Source organism: Actinacidiphila acidipaludis (genome assembly GCF_019890725.1).
GTDB lineage: Bacteria > Actinomycetota > Actinomycetes > Streptomycetales > Streptomycetaceae > Actinacidiphila > Actinacidiphila acidipaludis.
Genome location: NZ_JAINZZ010000001.1, coordinates 354613 through 376002 on the forward strand (window position 1 = coordinate 354613; position 21390 = coordinate 376002).

21 protein-coding genes are annotated in these 21390 nt (G+C 72.5%); 5 read left to right on the forward strand and 16 right to left on the reverse strand.

Annotated features, from left to right (window positions below; all coding sequences use genetic code 11):
• Window positions 1–193: 193 nt before the first annotated feature.
• Both K7862_RS01640 and K7862_RS01645 read left to right on the forward strand, forming a co-directional pair.
• On the forward strand, window positions 194–1999 hold the full coding sequence (locus K7862_RS01640) for an FUSC family protein (protein ID WP_222959600.1): 1806 nt from the start codon (window positions 194–196) through the stop codon (window positions 1997–1999).
• On the forward strand, window positions 1996–2541 hold the full coding sequence (locus tag K7862_RS01645) for a MarR family winged helix-turn-helix transcriptional regulator (RefSeq protein WP_222959601.1): 546 nt from the start codon (window positions 1996–1998) through the stop codon (window positions 2539–2541). The genes K7862_RS01640 and K7862_RS01645 overlap by 4 nt, the downstream gene beginning before the upstream one ends.
• 150 nt (window positions 2542–2691) lie before the next feature.
• Here K7862_RS01645 and K7862_RS37235 read toward each other — a convergent pair whose 3' ends face one another.
• Window positions 2692–3723 (reverse strand): helix-turn-helix transcriptional regulator, encoded by a 1032-nt coding sequence (locus K7862_RS37235; RefSeq protein ID WP_262412467.1) that lies wholly within the window; start codon window positions 3721–3723, stop codon window positions 2692–2694.
• Between the two features lie 688 nt (window positions 3724–4411).
• Here K7862_RS37235 and K7862_RS01655 point away from each other — a divergent pair.
• Complete coding sequence (locus K7862_RS01655) at window positions 4412–4615, forward strand: DUF8691 family protein (RefSeq protein ID WP_222959602.1); 204 nt, start codon at window positions 4412–4414, stop codon at window positions 4613–4615.
• A gap of 46 nt (window positions 4616–4661) precedes the next feature.
• The gene (locus K7862_RS01660; protein WP_222959603.1) at window positions 4662–5063 is read left to right on the forward strand and encodes an SHOCT domain-containing protein; all 402 of its coding nucleotides are present in this window, start codon (window positions 4662–4664) and stop codon (window positions 5061–5063) included.
• A 118-nt stretch (window positions 5064–5181) separates the two neighbouring features.
• On the opposite strand, the gene K7862_RS01665 is transcribed toward K7862_RS01660, so the two are convergent.
• The 12 genes from K7862_RS01665 to K7862_RS01720 all read right to left on the reverse strand — a co-directional run bounded on the left by K7862_RS01665 (window position 5182) and on the right by K7862_RS01720 (window position 15984).
• Window positions 5182–6213 (reverse strand): nitronate monooxygenase, encoded by a 1032-nt coding sequence (locus K7862_RS01665; RefSeq protein WP_222959604.1) that lies wholly within the window; start codon window positions 6211–6213, stop codon window positions 5182–5184.
• Between the two features lie 200 nt (window positions 6214–6413).
• Complete coding sequence (locus K7862_RS01670) at window positions 6414–6938, reverse strand: hypothetical protein (RefSeq protein ID WP_262412468.1); 525 nt, start codon at window positions 6936–6938, stop codon at window positions 6414–6416.
• 95 nt (window positions 6939–7033) lie between these two features.
• Entirely contained in the window at window positions 7034–7702 is a 669-nt protein-coding gene (locus K7862_RS01675) for a response regulator (protein ID WP_222959605.1), read from the reverse strand.
• The gene (locus K7862_RS01680; protein WP_222959606.1) at window positions 7699–8856 is read right to left on the reverse strand and encodes a sensor histidine kinase; all 1158 of its coding nucleotides are present in this window, start codon (window positions 8854–8856) and stop codon (window positions 7699–7701) included. Before K7862_RS01680 ends, K7862_RS01675 begins: the two co-directional genes overlap by 4 nt.
• A 38-nt stretch (window positions 8857–8894) precedes the next feature.
• A complete protein-coding gene (locus tag K7862_RS01685) occupies window positions 8895–9449 on the reverse strand; it encodes a hypothetical protein (protein WP_222959608.1) in 555 nt (184 codons plus the stop codon).
• 380 nt (window positions 9450–9829) lie between these two features.
• Window positions 9830–10747 carry an ABC transporter ATP-binding protein gene (locus K7862_RS01690; protein WP_308011787.1) on the reverse strand — a complete coding sequence of 306 codons (918 nt, stop codon included), beginning with the start codon at window positions 10745–10747 and terminating at the stop codon, window positions 9830–9832.
• Between the two features lie 158 nt (window positions 10748–10905).
• Window positions 10906–11535: a response regulator gene (locus K7862_RS01695; RefSeq protein WP_222959611.1), complete on the reverse strand. Its 630-nt coding sequence runs from the start codon at window positions 11533–11535 to the stop codon at window positions 10906–10908.
• Entirely contained in the window at window positions 11532–12683 is a 1152-nt protein-coding gene (locus tag K7862_RS01700) for a sensor histidine kinase (RefSeq protein ID WP_222959612.1), read from the reverse strand. Before K7862_RS01700 ends, K7862_RS01695 begins: the two co-directional genes overlap by 4 nt.
• A 17-nt stretch (window positions 12684–12700) precedes the next feature.
• A complete protein-coding gene (locus tag K7862_RS01705; RefSeq protein WP_222959613.1) occupies window positions 12701–13453 on the reverse strand; it encodes a hypothetical protein in 753 nt (250 codons plus the stop codon).
• A 56-nt stretch (window positions 13454–13509) separates the two neighbouring features.
• A complete protein-coding gene (locus K7862_RS01710; protein WP_222959614.1) occupies window positions 13510–14478 on the reverse strand; it encodes an ABC transporter ATP-binding protein in 969 nt (322 codons plus the stop codon).
• 151 nt (window positions 14479–14629) lie between these two features.
• Window positions 14630–14980 carry an STAS domain-containing protein gene (locus K7862_RS01715; protein WP_222959615.1) on the reverse strand — a complete coding sequence of 117 codons (351 nt, stop codon included), beginning with the start codon at window positions 14978–14980 and terminating at the stop codon, window positions 14630–14632.
• A 50-nt stretch (window positions 14981–15030) separates the two neighbouring features.
• Window positions 15031–15984, reverse strand: a complete 954-nt coding sequence (locus K7862_RS01720) for an anti-sigma factor RsbA family regulatory protein (RefSeq protein WP_222959617.1) — start codon at window positions 15982–15984, stop codon at window positions 15031–15033.
• 472 nt (window positions 15985–16456) lie between these two features.
• Between K7862_RS01720 and K7862_RS01725 the strand changes: the two genes are divergently transcribed.
• Window positions 16457–16873, forward strand: a complete 417-nt coding sequence (locus tag K7862_RS01725; RefSeq protein WP_222959619.1) for an ATP-binding protein — start codon at window positions 16457–16459, stop codon at window positions 16871–16873.
• Between the two features lie 56 nt (window positions 16874–16929).
• Here the strand turns inward: K7862_RS01725 and K7862_RS01730 are convergent, their stop codons facing one another.
• The 3 genes from K7862_RS01730 to K7862_RS01740 form a co-directional block, all read right to left on the reverse strand.
• The gene (locus tag K7862_RS01730) at window positions 16930–17535 is read right to left on the reverse strand and encodes a pyridoxamine 5'-phosphate oxidase family protein (RefSeq protein WP_222959621.1); all 606 of its coding nucleotides are present in this window, start codon (window positions 17533–17535) and stop codon (window positions 16930–16932) included.
• Complete coding sequence (locus tag K7862_RS01735; protein ID WP_222959623.1) at window positions 17535–18824, reverse strand: globin domain-containing protein; 1290 nt, start codon at window positions 18822–18824, stop codon at window positions 17535–17537. Before K7862_RS01735 ends, K7862_RS01730 begins: the two co-directional genes overlap by 1 nt.
• Window positions 18825–19145: 321 nt before the next feature.
• On the reverse strand, window positions 19146–21347 hold the full coding sequence (locus tag K7862_RS01740) for an MMPL family transporter (protein WP_222959626.1): 2202 nt from the start codon (window positions 21345–21347) through the stop codon (window positions 19146–19148).
• Window positions 21348–21390 lie beyond the last annotated feature (43 nt).

Sequence of the window (21390 nt, forward strand, 5' to 3'; positions counted from 1 at the left end):
TCCGCCCGTTCCTCCACGAACCACGGAGAGTTCTCGCCGGTACCGCCGGTCCGCGCCCTGCCCCAAGCGGACCGGCCCGGAGCAGACCTGCCCAGACGTGACCTGACCTGGCCCGATCAGACGGACCGCGGCAACGCCCTCCTGCACAGGCCGAAGATATTTTCCTGGTAAAACACCTGTTAACGTTGACGGTATGCGCCGCTTCCCGCCCCTCTCCGTCCGCGCCGGCCACTTCCCCGTGCTGCCGCTGCGGGCGTCCCTGCGTCCGGCCAGGCCGTCGGACATCTGGTTCAAGCCCGCGCTCAGCGTCGTCGCGGCCCTGGCCGTGCCGGACCTCGTCCTGCTCGCCCTGGGCAGGGTCGACCTGATCCTGTACACGATGGCGGGGTCGCTGTGTGCCCTCTACGCCCACAACCGCCCGTACCGCGCCCGCGCCCGCGTCCTGGCCGGGGTCGTGGTGGGCATGGCGGCGACCGTCGGCGTGGCCCTGACCGCCGCTTCGCTGACCCGGAACGCGCTGGTCCTCGTCGCCGTGGGCTCGCTGATGGCGGCCGTCCAGAAGCTGCTGTGCGACACCCGGCGGATCGGGCCGCCGGCCCAGGTGATCTTCGTCTTCGTCGGCTCGGCGGCGCTGTTCGTGCCGCAGCACCTGGCCCAGGTGCCGGGGCATGTCGCCCTGACCGTCGCCGCCGGCGCCTGGGCGTGGTGCGTCGGGATGGCGCCGGCGCTGGTCCGCCCGGACGGTCCCGAGCGGCGCGCGGTGGCGGCGGCGCTGCGTGCGGCGGCCGCGCTGGCCGACGCGCATCGGCCGGCCACCGGCGTCCGGGAGGGCGCTCCCGGGGCGCCGGACGGTTCCGCCGGCCCCACCCACCCGTGCCGCTGCGACGGTTCGGGCGACGGGCGGAACGACTGCCGACGGCTGCGCGCCTCCACCGCCGCCGCCCTTCACGCCGCCCGGCACGCCCTGCTGACCAGCGGCTCCCGTCCCGCGGTGCGGCGGCCGCTGGAACTGCTGCTGGTCCGGGCCGAGGTGGCCCTCGCGGCTCCTGCCGGGGCGAACCCCGACGTGCTGCGGAGTCTGGTCGCCGCACTGCGCGGCCGCGGTCCGCTGCCCACCCCCGTCACCTCCGCCGGGCTCGCGGCGTCCTCGGCGCGCGGGTCCCTCCCGTCCGGCGATCCGTGGGCGGCGGAGATCCTGGGCGCGGAGGCGGAGCGCCGCTCGCCCGGGCCCCGGCTGCGCGACGCCCTCTCACCGGCCTCCCCGCTGCTGCCCGTGGCGCTGCGCACCTTCGTCGGCTGTGCGCTCGCGGGCTCCGGCTCCCTGGCGCTGGGCGTGGGAAGGCCGTACTGGGCGCTGGTCACCGCCGCGTCCCTGTACCAGGCGAATCTCGCCCACACCTGGTCGCGCGGTCTCCAGCGGCTCGTGGGCAACCTCGTCGGCGTGCTGGTCTTCGCCGCGCTGGTCCCGGTGGCCGGCCTCGGGCCCGGCGCGCGCATCGTCTGCTGCCTGCTGTGCGCGTTCGGCGCCGAGGCGCTGATCAGCCGCAGCTACTGGCTCGGCACGGTGTGCGTGACGCCGATGGCGCTGCTGGTGACCGAGTTCGTCCGGGCCCAGCCGCCCGGGCAGCTGATCGCCGACCGCGCGATCGACACCGCCATAGGCGCGGGCGTCGGTCTCCTGGCGGCGGTCGCGGTGACGAACCGGCGCGTGGGCGACACCGTCCGGCGGGCCCTGGCCGGGCTGGAGCGGGCGAACGAGGAGGCCGGCTCGGCACTGTCGGAGCCTGTCGTGGACCCCGCCGGGCTGCGGTCGGCGCGCCGCGGGCTCGCCACGGCACTCGTGGACCTGCGTACCGCGGCCGACGCCGCCGCGGGCGAGTGGTGGCCGCGCGACGTGCCGGACGAGAGGGTGCTCGCCGCCGAGCAGGCCGGACACCGTACGCTCGCAGCGATCGTGGAACGGCAGGGACTGCTCACTCTGGAGGACGCGCCCGGATGACCCCACAGGACGGACCCGCGGGCGCAGGCAGGGGCGACACCGTGGCCTCGGTGGTACGGCAGTGGCATCGGACGCGGCCGGATCTCGACACCGGGCCCATCGAGATCGTCGGCCGGATCACCCGCTGCGCCGCCCTCCTCCAGCAGACCGAGGACGCCCCGCTGCGGCGCGCCGGCCTCAGCCGCGCCGAGTACGACGTGCTGTGCGCGCTGCGGCGCATGGACCGTGAACTGACGCCCGGGGACCTCGCCCGGGAGACGTTCTCGTCCGGCGCCGCGGTGACCAAGCGGCTGAAGCGGCTGACCGAGGCCGGCCTTGTGGCGCGTCGCGTCGACACGCGGGACCGCCGGGTGGCCCATGTGTCGCTGACCGAGGAGGGACGGGCGCACGTCGACGCCGTCCTTCCCGCCCAGCTCGCCTTCGAACGCGGAGTGCTCGGCGGCCTGGCCGAGTCCGACGCCCAGGAGCTGGGGCAGCGCCTCGCCGAACTCCTGCAGCTGCTGGAGGGCAGCCTCGGCGGCCCGCGCCCGGCCGCTTTCTGAGACGACGCGCCTGCGGTCACGGCGCCCTGGCACCCTCCCCTGCGTGACGCCCGCCGTCCCCTCGGCGGGATGCCGTCTCCAGCAGCTCCGGCCACGCCCCCGGGGCGGACAACCACACGTGCGGTCGTCCAGCCGGCCGTGTCGACACCTTCATACGAGCATGAGTTGGCGGGCGGGCCGCACCGCGTCCCGTCGGCGGTTCACGCACAGCTTTCTGTGCACGCTCTTCAGGTGGGACTTGACGGTGTTCACCGAGATGTGGAGTTCGGCGGCGATGTCCGCGTTGGACTGCAGCTGGGCCGCTTGCCGCAGCACCTCGCGTTCCCGGTCGCTCAGCGGTTCCACGACTGCCGGCGGTACCGAAGGGACGCTCGGTACGGCGACGACGCCCGCGGTCCCCGTGCCGTCACCGGCCTGCGCCGCCTGTTCCGCGGCTTCAGACGTATGCCCCTCGTCGGCCAGCCAGCGGGCGGCCAGGCGATGCAGCTCCGCCTCCACCCGGGGCATCCGATGGCGCAGATGCGCACGGAGCACTTCCGCGAACAGCGGATGCAGGCGGTACCAGCCGCTCGCGCCCACGGACTCGACAAAGGCGTTGACCCGCTCCAGAGCGGCGAGGATCCATTCAGCGTCGTCGCGATGGGTGAGGGCGTCCGCCAGAGCCGGACTGACGCGAGGAAGGACGCTGACACGCAGCAGCAGGTCCTGTATGGCCTGCGGCTGGGCGTTGAGCACCTCGGTCAGGAGATAGTCGGCGATGCAGGTACGGTCCGCGGTGAACTGCCTGGTGAACGCGGCGGGGTCGCCGGTGCGCTGCATGGCGAGTGCGCACAGCCGCAGGCCCGCCGCCCAGCCCTCGGTCCGTCGTACGAGCGCCCGCACATCCTCCGGGCCGAGGTCAAGGTCGTGGCGGGCCAGGAGTACCGCGGCGGCTTCCTCGTCGAAGACCAGATCAGCGTTGCGGATCTCCGTCACCACACCTGCGGTCCGGTACCGATGCAGAGGCAGCAAGGGGTCGTACCTACTGGTCAGAACCACGCGCAGGTTCGGCGCCGCGTTCCGGAGCACGAAGTGCAGCTCTTCTGCCGTCTCCCGCACGGCGGTGATGGCGTCGAATTGGTCGACGACGAGCGTCACCCGTTCGGGACGGGCCCCGAGGGCCGCCGCCAGGCGCGCCAGCATTCCGTGATCCGCCCGCTGGGACGCCGGGAACCGCAGATCCCTCGGCAGGCGGACGCCGCATCGGCGCAGTGCCTCCACACCGTGGAACCAGAAGCTTCCCGACGTGTCCGCGCGTTCCACGGTCAGCCAGGCGACGTGTTCACCACGGCCGTGCTCGGCGGTTCACTGGGATGCGAGCACCGTCTTTCCTGCACCGGCAGGTCCCACGACAAGGGTCAGGGGCTGCCCGCCGGCGGCCGTGATGCGGTTCAGGAGCCGCTCGCGCCGGACAACGAATCGTGGTGGTCCCGGAGGAACGAAGCGAGCGGCAAAGAGGGGATCCGCCGGACTGCCGAACTCCTCGACGCCGCCCACGGACTCCCGCACCTCCCCCACGACAGCGTGAGGGGCACCGGCGAAAACGACTCCGACATCTGCTCCGACATCTGCGATAGCCACGACACTCACCCGGCAGCCCGGATGCCACTCCCCACCCTGGGGGGACCCGGCTCTCCGCGTTCTGACCTCACCCGCCAGCGTCGTCGCACGCCCGGACCGGCACAACCTCCCTTCGGGTCCCTCAGCCGGGACGAACGGCCCTCTCCGCAGCCGAGCGCCCCACACTCCGGGGCGTCCCGAAGTCACCCTTTCCGGGTGTCGCGGGTCCGCCCCTCAGGCGCAAATGTGGAAGGGATCAAGGGGGTGCCCCATGAACTACGAGTTCCGGATAGCCGGCGCCATGCCCGACGCACTGGCGGGAGCCTTCCCCGAACTGCACCGGCGACCCGCCGTGGCCGAGACGCTGCTCTCCGGGCCAGTCGTCGACACCGCGCACCTCTACGCGCTGCTGCTCCGATTCGAGGATCTCGGACTCCGTGTCATCGAGATGCGCAGCATTCCGGAGTACGTATGACCACCCCACTGATCACGGGACATCGCGGATCGACAGGAGGACAGCCATGGATCTGGCATACGACTACCCCGTCCTCGGGGCTTTCTGGACGATCTTGTTCATCGTCGCCGCCGTGGCGTGGCTGTTCCTGCTCGTCCGGGTGATCGCCGACGTCTTCCAGGATCACCAGATGAGCGGCCTGGGGAAGACGGCATGGCTGGTGTGCGTGTTGTGCCTGCCATTCCTCGGCGTCTTCCTCTACCTCATCGTTCGCGGCAGCCAGATGAGCGCACGGGCAGCCCGGCAGGATGCGGAACTCCGAGGGGCCACAGCCTCGGCCGCTCGCACGCAGCCCGCCCATGACACGACTGCCGAGATGGACGAGCTGGCCCGACTGGCCGACCTCAAGGCCCACGGCGACATATCCGAAGCGGAGTACGAACGAGAGAAGGATCGGATCCTGCACTGACCGCAACCGGACGCATCCGGGGTGTGACTCGCCGAGCGAGCGGGTCGCACCCCGGTTTCCGGACGCGTGAATCCGAGGTCTTCCGGCCGCGAACGCGCGATGGCCTCGTTGCCTGCGGTCAGAGGGGATCGGCGAGCCGGTGGAGGGTCTGCGCGACACCTTCCTCGCGCGCCTCGCGGAAACCGGTGCCGGCCCAGAGGTGGACCAGGCGCGCGTCGCCCGCCGCGGCCGCGGCCTTGCGCAGCGGGGCGGTCAGATGGTGCACGGCGGGATATCCGGCCGGCGCCACGACGTCGTAGCGCTCCGCGAAGTGGTTGCGCAGGGCGCGGGCGGGCCGGCCGGTGAAGGCGCGTGTGACGACGGTGGTGTCGAAGGACGGATCGGCGAGGGCCGCCTGGTGGGCGGGCGACGCCCCGCTCTCGTGCGTGCGCAGCAGAAGCGTGCCGACCATCGTGGCGTCCGCGCCGGCCCGAAGCGCCGCCGCCGCGTCCCCGGGGGTCGCAATGCCGCCGGCCGCGATGAGCGGCAGCGTGGTGGCGTGCCGCACGCTCGCCACGGCGTCCGGCAGGGAGGCGGGATCGAGCGGCCGGTGCGGGGTAAGGGTGGCGGAGTGTCCGCCGGCGGCCGACGCCTGCACGACCAGGGCGTCGACCCCCGCCTCCGCGGCCGATCGCGCCTCGTCGGCGGAGGTGACGTTCTGCAGGACCGTGGTGCCGGAGCGCCGCAGGCCCTGGATCACGGCAGGATCGGGGATGCCGAAGGTGAAGGAGACCCAGGGGACGGACAGCTCCGAGACCAGGGCGATCTTCCTGTCCCAGTCGTCGTCGTCCTCCATCGGCGCGTCCTCGTCGAGTGTGAGCCCGAAGCGGTCGGCCTCGGGCTGCAACGTGCGGGCGTACCGGCGGTAGTCCTCCGGCGCGACGGGCACCGGGTTGGCCACGAACAGGTTCACTCCGAACGGCACGTTCTCGGCCCGGACGGCCTGGATCTGCTCGGCGAGAGCCTCGGCGGTCTTGTAGCCCCCCGCCAGAAAGCCCAGGCTGCCGGAGCGGGCGGCCTCGGCCACGAGTTCCGGCGTGCTGGGGCCGCCGGCCATCGGCGCCGCCAGCACGGGCAGTTCGATCCCGATGTCGGACAGCAGACGATTCATGATCCGTTCCTTCCCGGCGTCCGTTTGACAAGGAAAACCACAGTCGAATTTACTTGACGCGGCAATGAAATGCCATGGGTCACCTGAACGCCCCCTGGGATGTCGAGCCGCCGGCGAGCGCAGCGAACGTGCTGCACCAGCGCATCGGCGCGTTGCGCAGGACCCTCGGATCTTTCCCTGCGCGACGGGCCGGGCGGACGTCAGTGCCCCAACGCGGCTTTCGCGGCCACGATGATCAGGCCGAGCAGCAGGTTGGCGACGCCCTCGCCCACCGCCAGCCGCCGGGACGCGCCGGCTCGGATCGCGCCGAGAGTCGCCCAGGTGACCTGCTGGGCGATGGCGACGCCGAGGGCCAGCCAGACGGTGCCCGGCAGGCCGAGAGTCAGCAGCGGGCTGACCGCCACCGCCACCGCGGGCAGCACCGCGGCCTCCACGATGGACCACTCGTGCCGAGCCACGCGCCGCCACTCACGGCGGTCGATCGGCCTGCCGACGATGCGCTCGCCGGCGATGTGCGCGTACACGTGCGCCACCCAGAAGACCACCCCGGTGACCAGCAGCAGCACGATCAGCTGAACCCGCGGGAAGTCCCCGACCGCACCCGCGGTGGCCACGACGGAGGCCGCCAGCAGGGAGCCGTAGACCGCTCCCGCATAGTCCGTACGGCCGGGGTGGGCCTCCTCGGGGCCTTCGGGGGGCATCCCGGAGGGGGGCGAAACGCTCATTCGCCCACGATAGGGGCCGCTCGCGCACGCTCCGGCGACCGTCGCCGTCCCGCCGCGTCACGCCCACGCCGGCACGGTGCCGATCGCGGAGTCCGTCAGGGCGGCGAAGGCGGTACGAGGGCGTGCTCGTAGGCGAAGATGACGGCGTGGACCCGGTCGCGCAGCCCGAGTTTCTCCGTGACGTGACCGAGGTGCGTCTTCACGGTCGTCTCCGCGATTCCCAGCATCCTGCCGATCTCGGTGTTGGACCGTCCGGCCACCACGAGATCGAAGACCTCGCGCTCGCGTGGTGTGAGCCGGGCCAGCGCGGCAGGCGGACGCGCGGGCCGTGCCCGGCCGGCTGCGAAGGCCTCGATCAGGCGGATCGTCACGGACGGCGAGAGCAGAGCGCCGCCCCGCGCTGCGACACGGATGCCGTGCAGGAGTTCCTCCGGCGGGGCGTGCTTGAGGAGGAAGCCGCGGGCACCCGCACGCAGGGCGTCGAAGACGTACTCGTCCAGGTCGTAGGTCGTCAGGACGACCACCTGGGACGCGGACCCGGTGCCGGCCGTCCTGATCCGCCGGGTGGCTTCGAGACCGTCCATCAGCGGCATCCTGATGTCCATGAGCACCACGTCCGGGACGAGTTCGGCCGCCAGCCGGACCGCCCCCCGCCCGTCGTGCGCCTGCCCCACGACGGCCAGATCGGGCTGACTGTCCACCAGCATCGCGAGTCCGGCGCGCACGACGGCCTGGTCGTCGGCGATCAGTACGGTGACCGTCACGCGGAGCCTCCCGGGAGGCCGTAGGGGAGGTGGGCGTGGACGGCGAATCCGCCGTCGGGCAGCGCGGTCGCGGTCATGCTCCCGCCGTGGAGCTGAGCCCGTTCGCGCATGCCGGTCATCCCGAGCCGGGAGGTCACCGGCGCCCGCCGGCCGGACGATGACGAGGAGAAGACTGTAGCCGGGCGCCCGTTGACGACGGAGAGGTCGAGCCCCTGCGGCTGGTAGCGCAGCACGACCTGGGCCGCCGCGCCCGGAGCATGCCGGATCACGTTCGTGAGCGCCTCCTGCACGATCCGGTAGGCCGCGAGTTCGGTGCCCGGCGACAGCTGACGTGCCGCTCCGGTGACCGCGAACCCGGTCTCGACCCCGGCATCGCACGCGGTGGCGATCAGCGACGGCAGTTCCGCCAGGCAGGGTGCCGGAGTGCGCGCCGCGGGCTCGCCGTCGCGCCGCAGGACGCCGAGCAGATGCCCCAGTTCGACGGTGGCCTCGCGGGCCAGGCGCTCGACCGTCCCGAGCGTCTCGACGGCCGCCCCCTGCGAGCCGGCGGCGCCGGTGCCCGCAGCGATCCTCACCGCGCCCGCCTGGATGGTGATGGCGGAGAGCTGGTGGGCGAGAACATCGTGCAACTCCCGTGCGATGCGCCTTCGTTCTGCCGCCTGGGCCGCTTCCACGGCGGCCTCTGCCGCCAGGCGCCGGGACGCGGCCGCATCGCCCGCGAGAAGCCCGGCCGCGAGCAGTACGCCCGGCATCCCGATGACCATGCGCACCTGGTAGCTCGCCAGGGCCGCCAGCCCGGCCACCGCCCCTGCCGCGAACAGCGGCCATGCGTGACGGCGGCCGAAGGCGCTGTACGCGCCGACCGCGTAGCCGGTGGCGGCGACGGCCGCCACCGCCGACACGGTGTGCAGCCCCAGGGCGGTACGCACGGCCAGAGCCCCGAGGGCGAGCGCGAGTCCGGTACCCGGGAGTCGCCGCCGCCAGATCGACGGCACGGACTGCACAAGGGCCAGCGCGAGAAATCCGCAGACGGCCGCTCCCGTACCGCCGTGTCCCGGTGGCCGCCAGGGCCAGGGCACGTCCGCCGACGCCCAGCTCAGCAGCACTGCGGCCAGCAGCAGGTCCGCCCCGTTCCGGGCGGCGACAGCGCGCATTCGGGCGACGCACGGCATGACGTGAGCGTACGCCCGGATCAACCGGTCACGTCCAGACGCCGGAACACCACCGCCGCGGCCGCGGCACAGGCCAGGAACAGCCCGGTCACGCCCGCCAGGCCCAGCGTGTGACCGGGCGCAGCGCCCCCGGTGTCGATGAACCGGGACCAGAAGTTGTCCGGGAGGTTGCTGACCGACCCCTGGCCGGCCGCGAATCCCATCCACCCCTGGATCCAGGTCGCCGGCGTCCAGCGCCCCGACCCCGGCAACGTCGCGGCGATCAGCATGGCGAGGACGGCCGCGGCGGTGGCGGCCATCGTGCCGATCGTGCCCCGGGTGAGCACACCGGCCAGCAGTCCCAGCGCGGCGAAGGCGGCCAGCACGAGCAGCGAACGCCCGGCCTGGGTACCGGCCCACGTCACGGCGTGGTGCGTCCGTTCATGCGGATCGGGCAGATGGTCCACGGCACGGATCACGGGTCCGGCGACCGCCAGGGAGGCCCAGCAGGCGCAGACCATGCCCGCTCCGGTGATCCACAGGGCGGCCAGTTTCGCCAGCATGACCCGGTGCCGGCGGCCGTTCTGCGTGAGCACGTTCTTCAGTCCGGCCCGACCACTCGCCACCTACGTGCCCGCCGGCCAGCAGGGACAGCGCCAGCGCCCCCGGCAGCGACGCCATGAGGCCGGCCGCCTCGGCTCCGGCGGCGATCGGGTCCAGTTGCGCCGCCGTCCTGGCGGCGGCGGCCGTGCCGTCGGCGCGCTCTGCTGCCCTCCGCCGGCGCTGCATCGCCTGCGCCTGCGTGCACGCCGGTCCGGCGGGCAGCCGCATGACAGCACACGACGGCATGGCTCCGCCTCCCGCGTCGCTCATTCCCCGCCGGGCGTTGTCCGCGCCCCCGACCGCGAGCAGAACGCAGAAGACCGCTGCGGCCGTCATCACCGCCCAGGTCAGCGGCCGGTTCAGGGCGGCCAGTTCAGCGCGGAGCAGTCGCATCACCGGCCACCTCCCCGTCGCTCGTCGTCAGATCGAGGAAGGCGTCCTCCAGGTCCGACCGTTCGACGCGGATCTGGTGGGCCCACACCCCGGCCCGTCCCAGCAGCTCGTTGACGGCGCGACCGTCACCGGCCCCGACCAACAGGGCGTCAGGACCCTTGTCACGCACCGGGAAGCGTGCCGCCAGCAGGGTTCGTGCCTCCGTCCGGTCGGCCGGCGCGAGAACCACCCGGACCACGGCGGCCGTCATGTCCCGCGGCCGGCCCTCGGCGACGACGCGCCCGGAGGCGACCACGGCCACCCGGTCGCAGAGCTGCTCGACCTCCGTCAGCTGATGGCTGGACAGGAACACGGTGGTCCCGCGGTCGGCGAGCGAACGCATGGTGGCCCTGAACTCCCGTACCGCCGCGGGGTCCATGCCGTTCATGGGCTCGTCGAGCAGGACGACCGACGGGTCCCGCATCAGTGCCAGGGCCAGGCCGAGTCGCTGGCGCATGCCCTGGGAGTAGGTCTTCACCTTGCGGTCGGCGACGGACGTCAGGCCGGCGTTCTCCAGGGCGCCGGCGACCGCGTCCGTGTGCGGGAGGGGCGGGCCGTGCAAGGCCAGCACCTCGAGGTTGCGCCGCCCCGTCATCCACGGGTGGAAGGCCGGTTCCTCGATCATCGCCCCGACCCGCGCGAGACCGTCCGGGTCCGGCAGCGCCCGGCCGTTCAGCCACGCCCGGCCGGACGTCGGCCGGACCAGTCCCAGCAGCATCCGCATCGTGGTGGTCTTCCCTGACCCGTTCGGCCCGAGGAACCCGTACACCTGCGCTTCCCCGACCGCCAGATCCAGTCCGTCCACGGCGGCGGCCCCGCCATAGCTCTTGCTGAGCCCCGCACAACGAATGGTCTCCACCGGAGCCTTCCTCCCGCGTCGTCGCCCGACCCCGTCCCGACCGACGTTAGAAGCGTCCTTCCGACAGGTAATCGGACTTCCGATGGGGCGGCTCTCATCCATTCGTCGAGAAGGTGGGGGCGGCCGCGCCGGCGATCAGCGCGCCCAGCGGCACCCGGTCACACGAGACCGTGCTGGTAGGCGGCGACGACGGCTTGGACCCGGTCGCGCAGTTCCAGTTTGGCGAGCATCCGGGAGACATGCGTCTTGACGGTCGCTTCGCCGACCACCAGCGCGGCGGCGATCTCCGCGTTGGTCATGCCGTGGGCGATCATGCGCAGCACCTGGGTCTCGCGATCGCTGAGGGCGTCGAAGCGTGGCGGACGGGCGGGCGCGGCCAGGGCGGGAAGCGCGCGGCGGATCAGGGCGCGCGTGACGGCCGGATCCAGGAGCGCCTCGCCGGCGGCGACGACCCGGACGGCGTGGACCAGTTGTTCGGGGGTGGCGTCCTTGAGGAGAAAGCCGCTGGCTCCGGCCTGCAGCGCCTGGGCGACGTGGTCGTCGCTGCCGAAGGTGGTGAGGATGAGGACCTTGCACCCCCTCAGTTCACGTGTGGCCGCGATGCCGTCCGTCCCGGGCATCTGGATGTCCATCATGATCACGTCGGGCGACAGCTCTCGGGCCCGCCGGACGGCGGTGGCCCCGTCCGCCGCCTCGCCGACGACGGTGATGTCGGGCTGCGCGCCGAGGATCATGGCGAATCCCTGGCGCATGAGGGGCTGGTCGTCGACGACGAGGACACGGATCATGGTTCTCCCCGGAGACGCAGGGTGGCACGCAGGGCGAAACCGCCGCCCGGTACGTGACCGGCCGCGAGTTCGCCGCCGAACAGGGCTGTGCGGTGCCGGATGCCCTCCAGACCGTGTCCTCCGGAGCCGAGGCGGTCGTCGGGCGGCGCCGAAGGACGGCTGTTGGTGACGCGCAGGTCCAACAGGCGCCCGTCACCGCGGATCTCCACCCTCGTCGGGACCTGACCGGCATGTTTGACGACGTTGGTCAGCGCCTCCTGGACGATCCGGTAGGCGGTGATGCCGGCCGTTCGCGTCAGCGGGCCGGACACGTCGACGGCGAGCTGGACGGGCAGTCCGGCGGTTCGCAGCCGTTCGCACAGGACGGACACGTCGTCCAGGCCGGGCGGCGGCCCGCCGGCCGGGTCGCCGCCGTCGCTCTCGTCCCGCGGGTCACCGAGCACGGCGACCAGGCGCCGCATCTCGGTCATCGCCTCGCGTCCGCCCTCGATCATGCTCGTCAGGACCGGGTAGCCGGGATGATCGCCGGGCAGCGTGCTGCGGACGGCGCCGGCCTGCACCACCAGCAGGCTGACGTGGTGCCCGATCACGTCGTGCAGTTCACGGGCGATCCATACGCGCTGCGACAGCACGGCTCGTTCTGCCAGCAACAGCCGCTCACGCTCCGCCTGTTCGGCACGTGCCGAAGCCGTCTCCAGCGCGGCCCGGCGCTCCCCCGCGTAGAGCCCGACCGTGACGGCCACCAGCAGGAGCGCTGCCAGCACCACGTACTGCTCCGGTGTGTGGGTGCGGCCGGCGCGCTCGCCGAGGGCGTAGCAGCAGAGCACTCCCGCACCGGCCGCGGCGGAGGTCTGCCACGAACGTCGGGAGGCGAGGGTGTACAGGGCCACCGCGGGCAGCAGCGGCCCGATCGTCGTCCGGTCGGCGACCGCCGCGGCCGCAGCACCGAGAACGGTGACGACGGCGAGGACCGGCAGCGGGCGCTGTCTTCGCAGCGTGAGCGCCGCCACGGCGAGGAGCTCCGCGGCACACACCGCACCCGCCCGCCACCCGCTGCCGCCGTCGTGCAGCGCGACCACGGCTCCCACCCCCGCCATCGCGGCGAACGTGCAGGTGACGGCCAGGTCACCCGCACGTCCCCAGGACATCCGCCACGTCACCGGGCTCACGCGTCCCGGCGAACGGTCCGCCACGCGCCCGCCGCGAGTCCGGCGGCGGCCCACGCGACCATCACCGCCGCCGCCCCCCACACCGGCATCGCGACCACGTGGGTCCCGCCGACCGCGGCCGGGACCAGACGGTCGACCGGCGCCGAGGACAGCCCCATGCGCAGCGACCCCAGTCCGCCGGCATGCTCCAGCACCCGGCCCAGCGCCAGGTTCCAGCACAGCAGCAGTCCCACGGCGACGGTCCGTGAGGCCAGCGCCGACGACAAGCCGACCGCCAGAAGCGTCCAGACACCGGCGGCGGCCACCGCTGCGGCCAAGCATCGCCCGAGCGTGTCCGCGGACGGCGCTCGCTCCGGGCCGGCGAACACGATCGCCCCCGTTGCGGTCACCGCGAAAGCGAGGACGGTGAACACCCCGGTCACCACCAGCGCGGCGGGCACGCGCACCGCGAACAGGGCGGCGCGCGAGCGGCCGGTGGACGCGAGGTCGCGGAACACCCCGGCAGCGGTGTCGCCGCCGCCGGCCGCGGTACCGATCATCACGGCCGCCACCCCTCCCAGATAGCCGAGCAGCATCATCGCGTCGGCCAGTCCCCGCAGTCCACCGGCTGGGGCGTGATGGGCCGGATCCGCCGCGTGCTGCAGAGCCCCCAGCACGTAGAAGGCCACTTGACCGCCGGCCGACAGAACACCCGACCAGATCATCAGCCCCCGCCGCCGGTACAGTTTGAGCAGTTCCGCCCCTGTCATGCGGAGCAGCGTTCCCGCCACCGCGCCGCCTCCCCGAGCATCCCCGCCGTCGTCGTTCATCGCACTTCCTCCCCCGCGTTCGACAGGATCTGCAGAAAACGTTCCTCGAGCGTGGCGCGCACCGGCTCCAGCCGGCCCACGCAGATGTCCGCCCGCACCAGCAGCCGGTTCAGGGATGCGGCCGTGCAGCCTGGACGCGGCGTCACCCGCAGCAGACCGTCGCCCTCCACGCTGATCCCGGCCACCGTGTCCTGGGCGCTGAGGAGTTCCATCGCCCGGGCCGCCTCCGTGCAGCCGACGAGAACCTGCTCGTCCGCGCCGACGAGCCCGGGTACCGGGCCCTGGGCGATCAACCGCCCCCGGTCGATGACCGCCACCGCGTCGCAGGTCTTCTCCACCTCGTCCAGCAGGTGCGAGCTGATCACCACGGTGCGGCCCTCGCCGACGAGCGTCCGGATCATCTCCCGCATTCCGATGATCCCCGCCGGGTCGAGCCCGTTCATCGGTTCGTCCAGGATCAGCAGCAGCGGATCGCTCAGCAGGCACCGGGCGATCCCCAGACGCTGGCGCATGCCCAGCGAGTAGCCCGCCACCCGTTCGTCCGCACGGCCCGCGAGCCCCACCCGTTCCAGTAAGGTCCCCACCCGCTGTCCGGCCTCGCGGCCGCGGACCGCCGCGGCGACGCGCAGGTTCTCACGCCCGGTCAGATGTCCGTGGAAGCGCGGCTCCTCGACCACTGCCCCCACCCGGGCGAGCACCCGTGCCCGGGCCGCCGGCATCGGCCGGCCCAGCACGCGGACCGAACCGGACGTCGCCGCGGTCAGCCCCAGCACGGTCCGGATCAGCGTCGTCTTGCCCGCACCGTTCGCTCCCAGCAGCCCGAACGCGCACCCGCCCGGTACCGCCAAGTCCAGCCCGGAAAGGGCGGCCCGATCCCCGAACCGTTTCGTCAGCCCCGAGGTCTCGATGACCGGGACCGGACCCACGCCCGTTGCGCCGCCCAGCGGCGCCTTCGCCTTGTCCATGCTGCAACGCTAGGCATGCGCCGGCCGCCGGCCATCCGGCCCGCGACGGAACGTGGTCGTCATCCTGCGGACTACACCGCCGCGGGGCTCCGCCCCCAGGACGACCCGCGGCACGGACCCGTGAGCGAGCGGGCCGGAGCCGGGAGCCCGGTCAGCCGTTGGCTGCCGGACCGTCGCCGGAGTCGATGGAGAAGTACTCCAGGGTGCCGCTGACGTCGAGAAGCCGGTACACGGCGGGCTGCAACGGACCCGTGATCACCAGGTGACGGCCGTCGGCGTCATGACGGCGTCGCCAGAGCAGCAAGGCGTTGAGGAGTGTGCTGTCGGCGAAGGTGACCTGACTCAGGTCCACGACCGTGGTCCGGAGTCCGGAGTCCGCGGCGTCCCGCCCCGCCCTCTCGACATCTTCGGCGTCCTGATAATCCAGTTCCCCCCGCAGCGTGAGGACGCACACCTCCGCTTCCGCACTGACGTGAACTTTTCCGACAAAGGCTGCAGGCATCCGGCCATGGTCACACCGAAACGCCGCAAAGGCCAATGACGTGGGATGAATCACTCGGTCAGTTCCATATGAAGGCGAACCGTCGTGCCGCTGTTCTGTGCGGATCGGACTTCGGTGAGATCGCAGAGCTGGTGCGCGAGCCACAGACCGCGGCCTCCCCGCTGCCTGTCCGGCGGCCGCATCCTTCCGGTCAGCGGGTCCTCGATGTGTCCGGCATCCCGGAATTCGCACACCAGCCGGCTGCTCTCACACCATATGCGCAGAACACCCCGCCCCCCGCCGTGCCGGATGCTGTTGGTCGCCACCTCCGTCGCGGCGAGATTCAGCTCGCGAAGCCGGTCGGCGTTCAGCGCGTGCAGTCCGGCACGGATGGAGATCCGCCGGCGCACCGCGGCAAGATCGCCGCTTTCGTAGAGGAATTCTTCGTACGGGGCGCGCGGGCTCGTCAGTGGGGCGAAGGGATAGGGCGCGTGCGCGTCGTATCCCGGGTTGCACGTCGGACGGCCGCCCCGGCGCAGCTCGGGATGGCAGTCGGCCAGTTTTCGGGCGTCGGCCCCGCCCTGAGTGATGTCATGGGTGCACAGCAGCCACCACGCCGGCCCGTCGGAGAACGCTCGGTTGAGCAGCCACTCGTGATAGCGCAGTTCCTCGGCTTCGACGCGGCTGCGGACCTCGCCCCAGGGTGACTCGCCGACGCCCCGGACCGGCCGCCCGCGCGCCACATGTTCCCCGATCCACTCCTGCCAGGCTCCGCAGAGCCGTCCCGGATGATGCGCCACCCGGCTGGTGTCGACGTAGTCGACCGCCTCGCTCACCGGGATCCGTTCGCGCAGCACCACTGTTTTCTCCCGCGGGACGGCGACCACCACCGCCGCACCGGCCGCCAGCGCCTCGTGGATGAACGCCGACACTCCGGCCACGAACTGCTCACGCCCCGCGTAGGCGTAGAGCTCGTGCCGGTACCGATCGTCCTCACCCGGATGGGTCCGGCCGGGAAGGTTCACGGCGTCAGCGCCGTCGGGACAGCGGGGAGCATGCGGCTGGAACCCACCGCCGGACGTCGCTCCGTGATGCTCGCCTCCTTCATGAGGGCCTTGCGTCCGCCGGTCACGCGCTGTGCCCGGACGAGTCACCGGCCGACATCGGACCGCCCGGGATGTTCACGGGGGGACGCACCAGGACGGCCGGTGACAGAAGCCACCTGCCCTGGCCGCGAAGACGCATGCCTGGATTCGGTGTAAATCGCAAGAATCCCGGTCAAGGATTTCGCCGCTGTCGCCCGGCGCCCCTGGCCCGAGCGAGCGCTACGGCTCGGACCGCGTTTTTCTGCTGTTGCCGTGACAGATAATCGCATTGCCCCACGCCGGGACATGTATGCCAAGCCCACTCGAAAGAGTGACAGTCCCGGTTGAACACCGGCCCAGCGGACAGATGCCACCTCTGGCGGTCCAACCGATCGAGGGCAGGTGGCAGCACATGACCGACACGGAGACGATCCTCACGGCGCTCCCCGCGCGGGCCCTGGTCGTGAACGGCGACTGTTTCGCCGACATCGCGCACGCCCGCGACGCCGCCGGTGCCTTCGCCGGCGGTCTCGATCCGTCCCCCTCACGCGAGACGGCACAGGCCCTGGCCCTGGTGGTGTCCGAGCTCACCACCAACGCCCTGCGTCACGGCGGCGGTCGCTACACCCTCCGGCTCACGGCCGGCCCGGACGCGCTGGAGGTCGCCGTCAGCGACCTCAGTCCGACACCCCCGCGGGAACGCGAGCCGGCTCTCCACACCTCCGGCGGCGGGTTCGGGTGGCCCCTGATCCGCGGCCTCACCAGCGAGGTCTCCATCATCCCGGGCCCGGACGGCGGCAAGACCATCCACGCCTGCCTCCCCCGTTGACGCGGCCCCGTCGACCCCGCCGGCCGCCTCCGGACCGACCGGTCAGCAGACCACGATCACGGTGCACCGACCGGGAGGTGCTCCGTGAAGTAGTCGCTGTCCTTGGGACGGTTGCGGTCCGTGGCCGGCCGGGGGCGCGGTGCGGGTTCCAGGTGGGGGATGTGCTTCGAGCAGTGGACGTAGGCCTCTTCGACGGTGAGGTGGACCCACAGATGGGGCTGGCGGCCCGGCGCGGTCTCGATCGGCAGCTGCGGGTACCACGCGCGCAGGTCGTCGTCGCTGTACAGCCGCACCGTTCCGTTGACGTGCAGCCCTATGTGGTCGTGGGTGAAGTCCATGAACAGCACGCCGAGATGGGGGTTCTCCGCCATGTTGCCCGCGCTGGCCAGGACACCGTTGCCGCGGTACTCGGGGTAGGCCAGGGTGCGCTCGTCGAGTGCGACGCAGAATCCCGGCGGCCCGGCGCGGAAGCTGCTGTCGCAGGCTCCCCGGGAGTCGGCCGTCGACAGGAACATCATGGTCTGCCGGGCTATGAACTCCCCCATGGCGGGGGTCAGCCGGGGATGCACCTGACGGTCGTAGAACTCGGCCGCTCGTTCCGTCGTGCCGAGCCGCTGTTGCAGCAGTCGTTCGCCGGAGAAGCCGGCCGTCTCGGGGCTCATCACTGCTCGTAGATCTCCTCGTCGGTCGGGGGCGGCCCCAGGGGGGCGGTCAGGACGGGGGTGTCCCAGGGGTCGTAGTGGATGTGGTGGGGCGGGACGCCGTGGCGGTGCAGGGCCTGCAGCGCTCCGCCGAGCATCTGCGGCGGGCCGCACAGGTAGGCCTCGTGCCGGTACCAGGGGCCGAATTCCGCCAGCACCTCGGGCAGCGTGCCGTTCAGTCCCGGGATCTGCTCGTCGGAGACGGCGGCTCGGACGCGGAGCCAGTGGTACCGCTGGGACATGCGCAACATGTCGTCGAGTCCGTACAGTTCGTCCGCCGTTCGGGCGCCGATGAACAGACTCACCTCCCGCGCGTCGCCGATGCCGTTCCGGGCCGCCTGCTCGATGAGCGCGCGGATGGGAGCCAGGCCGGTGCCGCCGGCGACGAAGAGCAGATCGCGTCCGGCGGTCGGACGCAGCACCATGTCCCCTTCCGGCGGGCCCAGCCGGACGGCGTCGCCCACCCGGGCGTGGTGGACCAGCGCGTTGCTGACCGTGCCTCCGCGCACCGCGCGGACGTGGAAGGTCAGTTGGGAGTTCGGCTGCGGGGCGTGCGCGGGAGAGTAGTGCCTCCACAGTCGCGGCGCCCAGGGCGTCTCGATGCTCACGTACTGACCCGCCACGAAGGGGTACGGCTGCCGCGGCTGAACGGCGATCTCGGCGATTCCGTTTCCGCGGAGCACATGGCCGACGATGTGCGCGTCCCACACGGCGGGCCGCAGTTGGGCGTCCTCCTCGGCCGCACGGGCCATGACTCCGGCGGCTGCGGTGTAGGCGCGCTGCCAGGCCGCTGCCAGCTCCGGACTCCAGGCAGGCCCGGCGAAGTGGGCGAGCGCGTGCAGCAGGCACTCACCGACGATCGGGTAATGGGCGCTCTGCGTGCCGAACTTGCGGTGGCCCCGTCCCAGGCGGGAACAGAACGCGACGAGGTCGCCGGGGGCGTCGACCAGTTCCACGATGCGCAGCAGTCCGCGGACCAGACGTTCCCGCTGGACGTCGAGGTCGGCCGGGAACATGTTCCTGACCTGCGGATACCGCGCGAAGAGGATGTCGTAGAAGTACCGCGCCAGCTCGGTGACGTGCGGTGCGACCACCTCCAGGCTCGCGCGTACCAGCGCGACGTCCTCGGCACCGACAGGGGGTGCGGCGGCCAGGTCGGTCACCGGCGCGGGAACCGTCCGGTGCGGGTCCGCCGGTCTCCATCGGTCCGTCGGCGCCGGCCGCATGTCCAGGTCAGGGGTGTTCTGCATGGGAGGGAGCCTGCCCGTCACCGCTGATCCCAGGCCTCGTTCGTCGCCACCGTGACGCGGACCGCGGACGTTCGCTTCCGGAAACGGCGTCCGCCGCGGACGTCACCGGGCCGCGGCCCGAGTCTGAGACACGTCTCGGCAGTGCTCTGACGGAAGCTCACCACGTAACACCGGTACCTCTCTCACCACGTCGGCATGTTCGGCAGGGGGCCTGGCGCCGTCGTTCGGACTGTGGGCGAACCTGCCGAAAGCCCTCACGCGCGCGCGAACAGGCCCGTGCCGGCAGGCGGGCGCCCGGGGCCGACCACGGTCAGGTGCACGTCACCCTAGCGGTTCCCGGATCTTGTCGCCGCCACCGGTGAGGGGTTCGATCCGCAGCAGCCGGGCGGCCCACCGGGGCATCCACCAGTTTGCACGGCCGAAGAGGGCGACCAGGGCGGGGGCGAGGACGCCGCGGATGACCGTCGCGTCCAGGATGATCCCGGCGGCCAGTCCGGTGGAGAGGATCTTGACGTCCGTCTGGGGGACTCCGCCGAGCGCGACGAAGGCCAGGCAGAGGATCAGCGCACCCGAGGTGACGAGCCGGCCGGTGTGGCCGATGCCGGAGACGACCGCCTCGCCCGTCGAAAGGCCCTTGCCGTACTCCTCGTTGATCCGGGTGAGGATGAACACCTCGTAGTCCATCGACAGTCCGAACAGCAGGGCGAACACCGCGAGCGGCACCCACAGGGTGACGGCGCCGGTCGCCGGGGTGCCGAACAGCACCGAGGTCGCGTGGCCCTCCTGCCACACGAAGGTGAGTACGCCGAACGCGGCCGCCAGCGAGGTGACGTTGAGCAGCAGGGCCTTGACGGGCAACCACAGGGAGCGCAGGGCTCGGGCGAGCAGCAGCACGGTGAGCACGACGATGACCGCGACGATGATCAGCAGGTTGCGGCCGTAGAGGGCATGGATGAAGTCGGCGTCCTGGGCCGCCGATCCGCCGATGCGGGCGCCGGGCACGCCGGCGGCGGCGTGCCGGATCCGGGCGAGCGCGTCCTTGCCCGCGCTGCTGGAGGCGTCGGCGGGCGACCAGGCGTCGACCACCCTCAGACCGCCTCGCTGCCAGGCGGCCGGCGCCGCCGCGCTCGTCCCCGCCGGGGCCGTGTACGCGGCGGCGGCCGGCATCAGCACCTCGGTCGGCCGCAGCACCCCGGCGCCGAGCCCGGAGCCGTCCAGCGCCTCGAACCCCGCCCGTGCGTCGGCAGGGGCGGTCGAGGCGGTCGCGCGGGCCTGCGGCTCGCCCAGGTTCAGGCCCGCGACGGGCGCGATGAGCAGCCCCAGCACGGCCAGTGAGCCGGCGGCGGCGATCACCCGGTGGGCGACCACCCAGCGCGCGATCGCCGTCCACATACGGCTGACGGTGGACGCCGGCTTTCTGCGCGGCCATTCCATCCGCGGCCCGATCGCGTCCAGGATCACCGGCAGCAGCGTCGTCGTGACGCCGATGCTGAACAGGGGGATGAGCAGCCCGGCCAGGCCGATGCTGCGCAGGAAGGGCACCGTCGTCAGTGCCAGGGCCGCCAGGCTGACGGCGACGGTGATGCCGGAGAAGACCACCGAGCTGCCGGCGGTGGCGGCCGCCGCGACAACCGCGTCCCGGTTGGCGGCACGGGCCTGCGCGGTGCGCGCCTCCGCTCCGCGCAGCGGCTCTGATGGGGATAGGGACGCGCGCTCCTCGCGCCAGCGGGTGACCACCAGCAAGGCGTAGTCGATGGCCACACCGAGCCCGACCAGGGCGACGATGTTCTGCACCAGGGTGGACATCGTCGTCACATAGGTGAGGGCGTAGATCACCACGAAGGCGCTGGGGATGGCGACGGCCGCGATCAGCAGCGGCAGCAGGGCCAGCAGCGATCCGAACACCACAGCCAGCACCACCAGAGCCGCCACCCCGGCGAACAGCGTCTCCGCCAGGACGCTGTTGCCGCCGCTGGAGCCGCCGGACGCCAGGACAGAGGCGCCGGTGACGTGGACGGGCGCGCCGGCGACCCGTGCCCCCGCGAGCGCCCGGTTCATCGCCGGCAGCGCCTTGCTGTACGGATCGGACGTGGTGAAGTCGGGCACCGGGTAGAACAGGGCGAACGTGGTGCGGCCGTCGGCGGACACGAAGCCGCGGTCGTGGGTCGTCAGGTACGAGGCGGTGCGCGCGCCCGGCAGGGCGTTCTCCGCCTTCCCGAACACCTGGGTCAGCTCGTTCCGCACGGCCGGCGTGTCGGGGGTGCTGCCGGCCGGCAGCCGGACGACGGCGACCAGCGGGGGGTTGTCCCCGCCGGAACCGAAGTGCCCGACGATCGCCGTGTTCGTCTCGAAGGCCGGCTGGCCGGGCAGATCGAACCTGAACGTGAGCCTGCCGCCGGCCTGGCTCGCCGCCACGGCGCCGGCGAGCGCCAGGACCAGCCACGCGGCGATCACGAACCAGCGGTGCCGCACCGACCAGTGGGCGACCCTCGCGACGCCGCGCCGCGGAACTGATTCACTCACTGAACGATCCATGCACCGCAGGCTACCCTGCTGCTCATGGGGT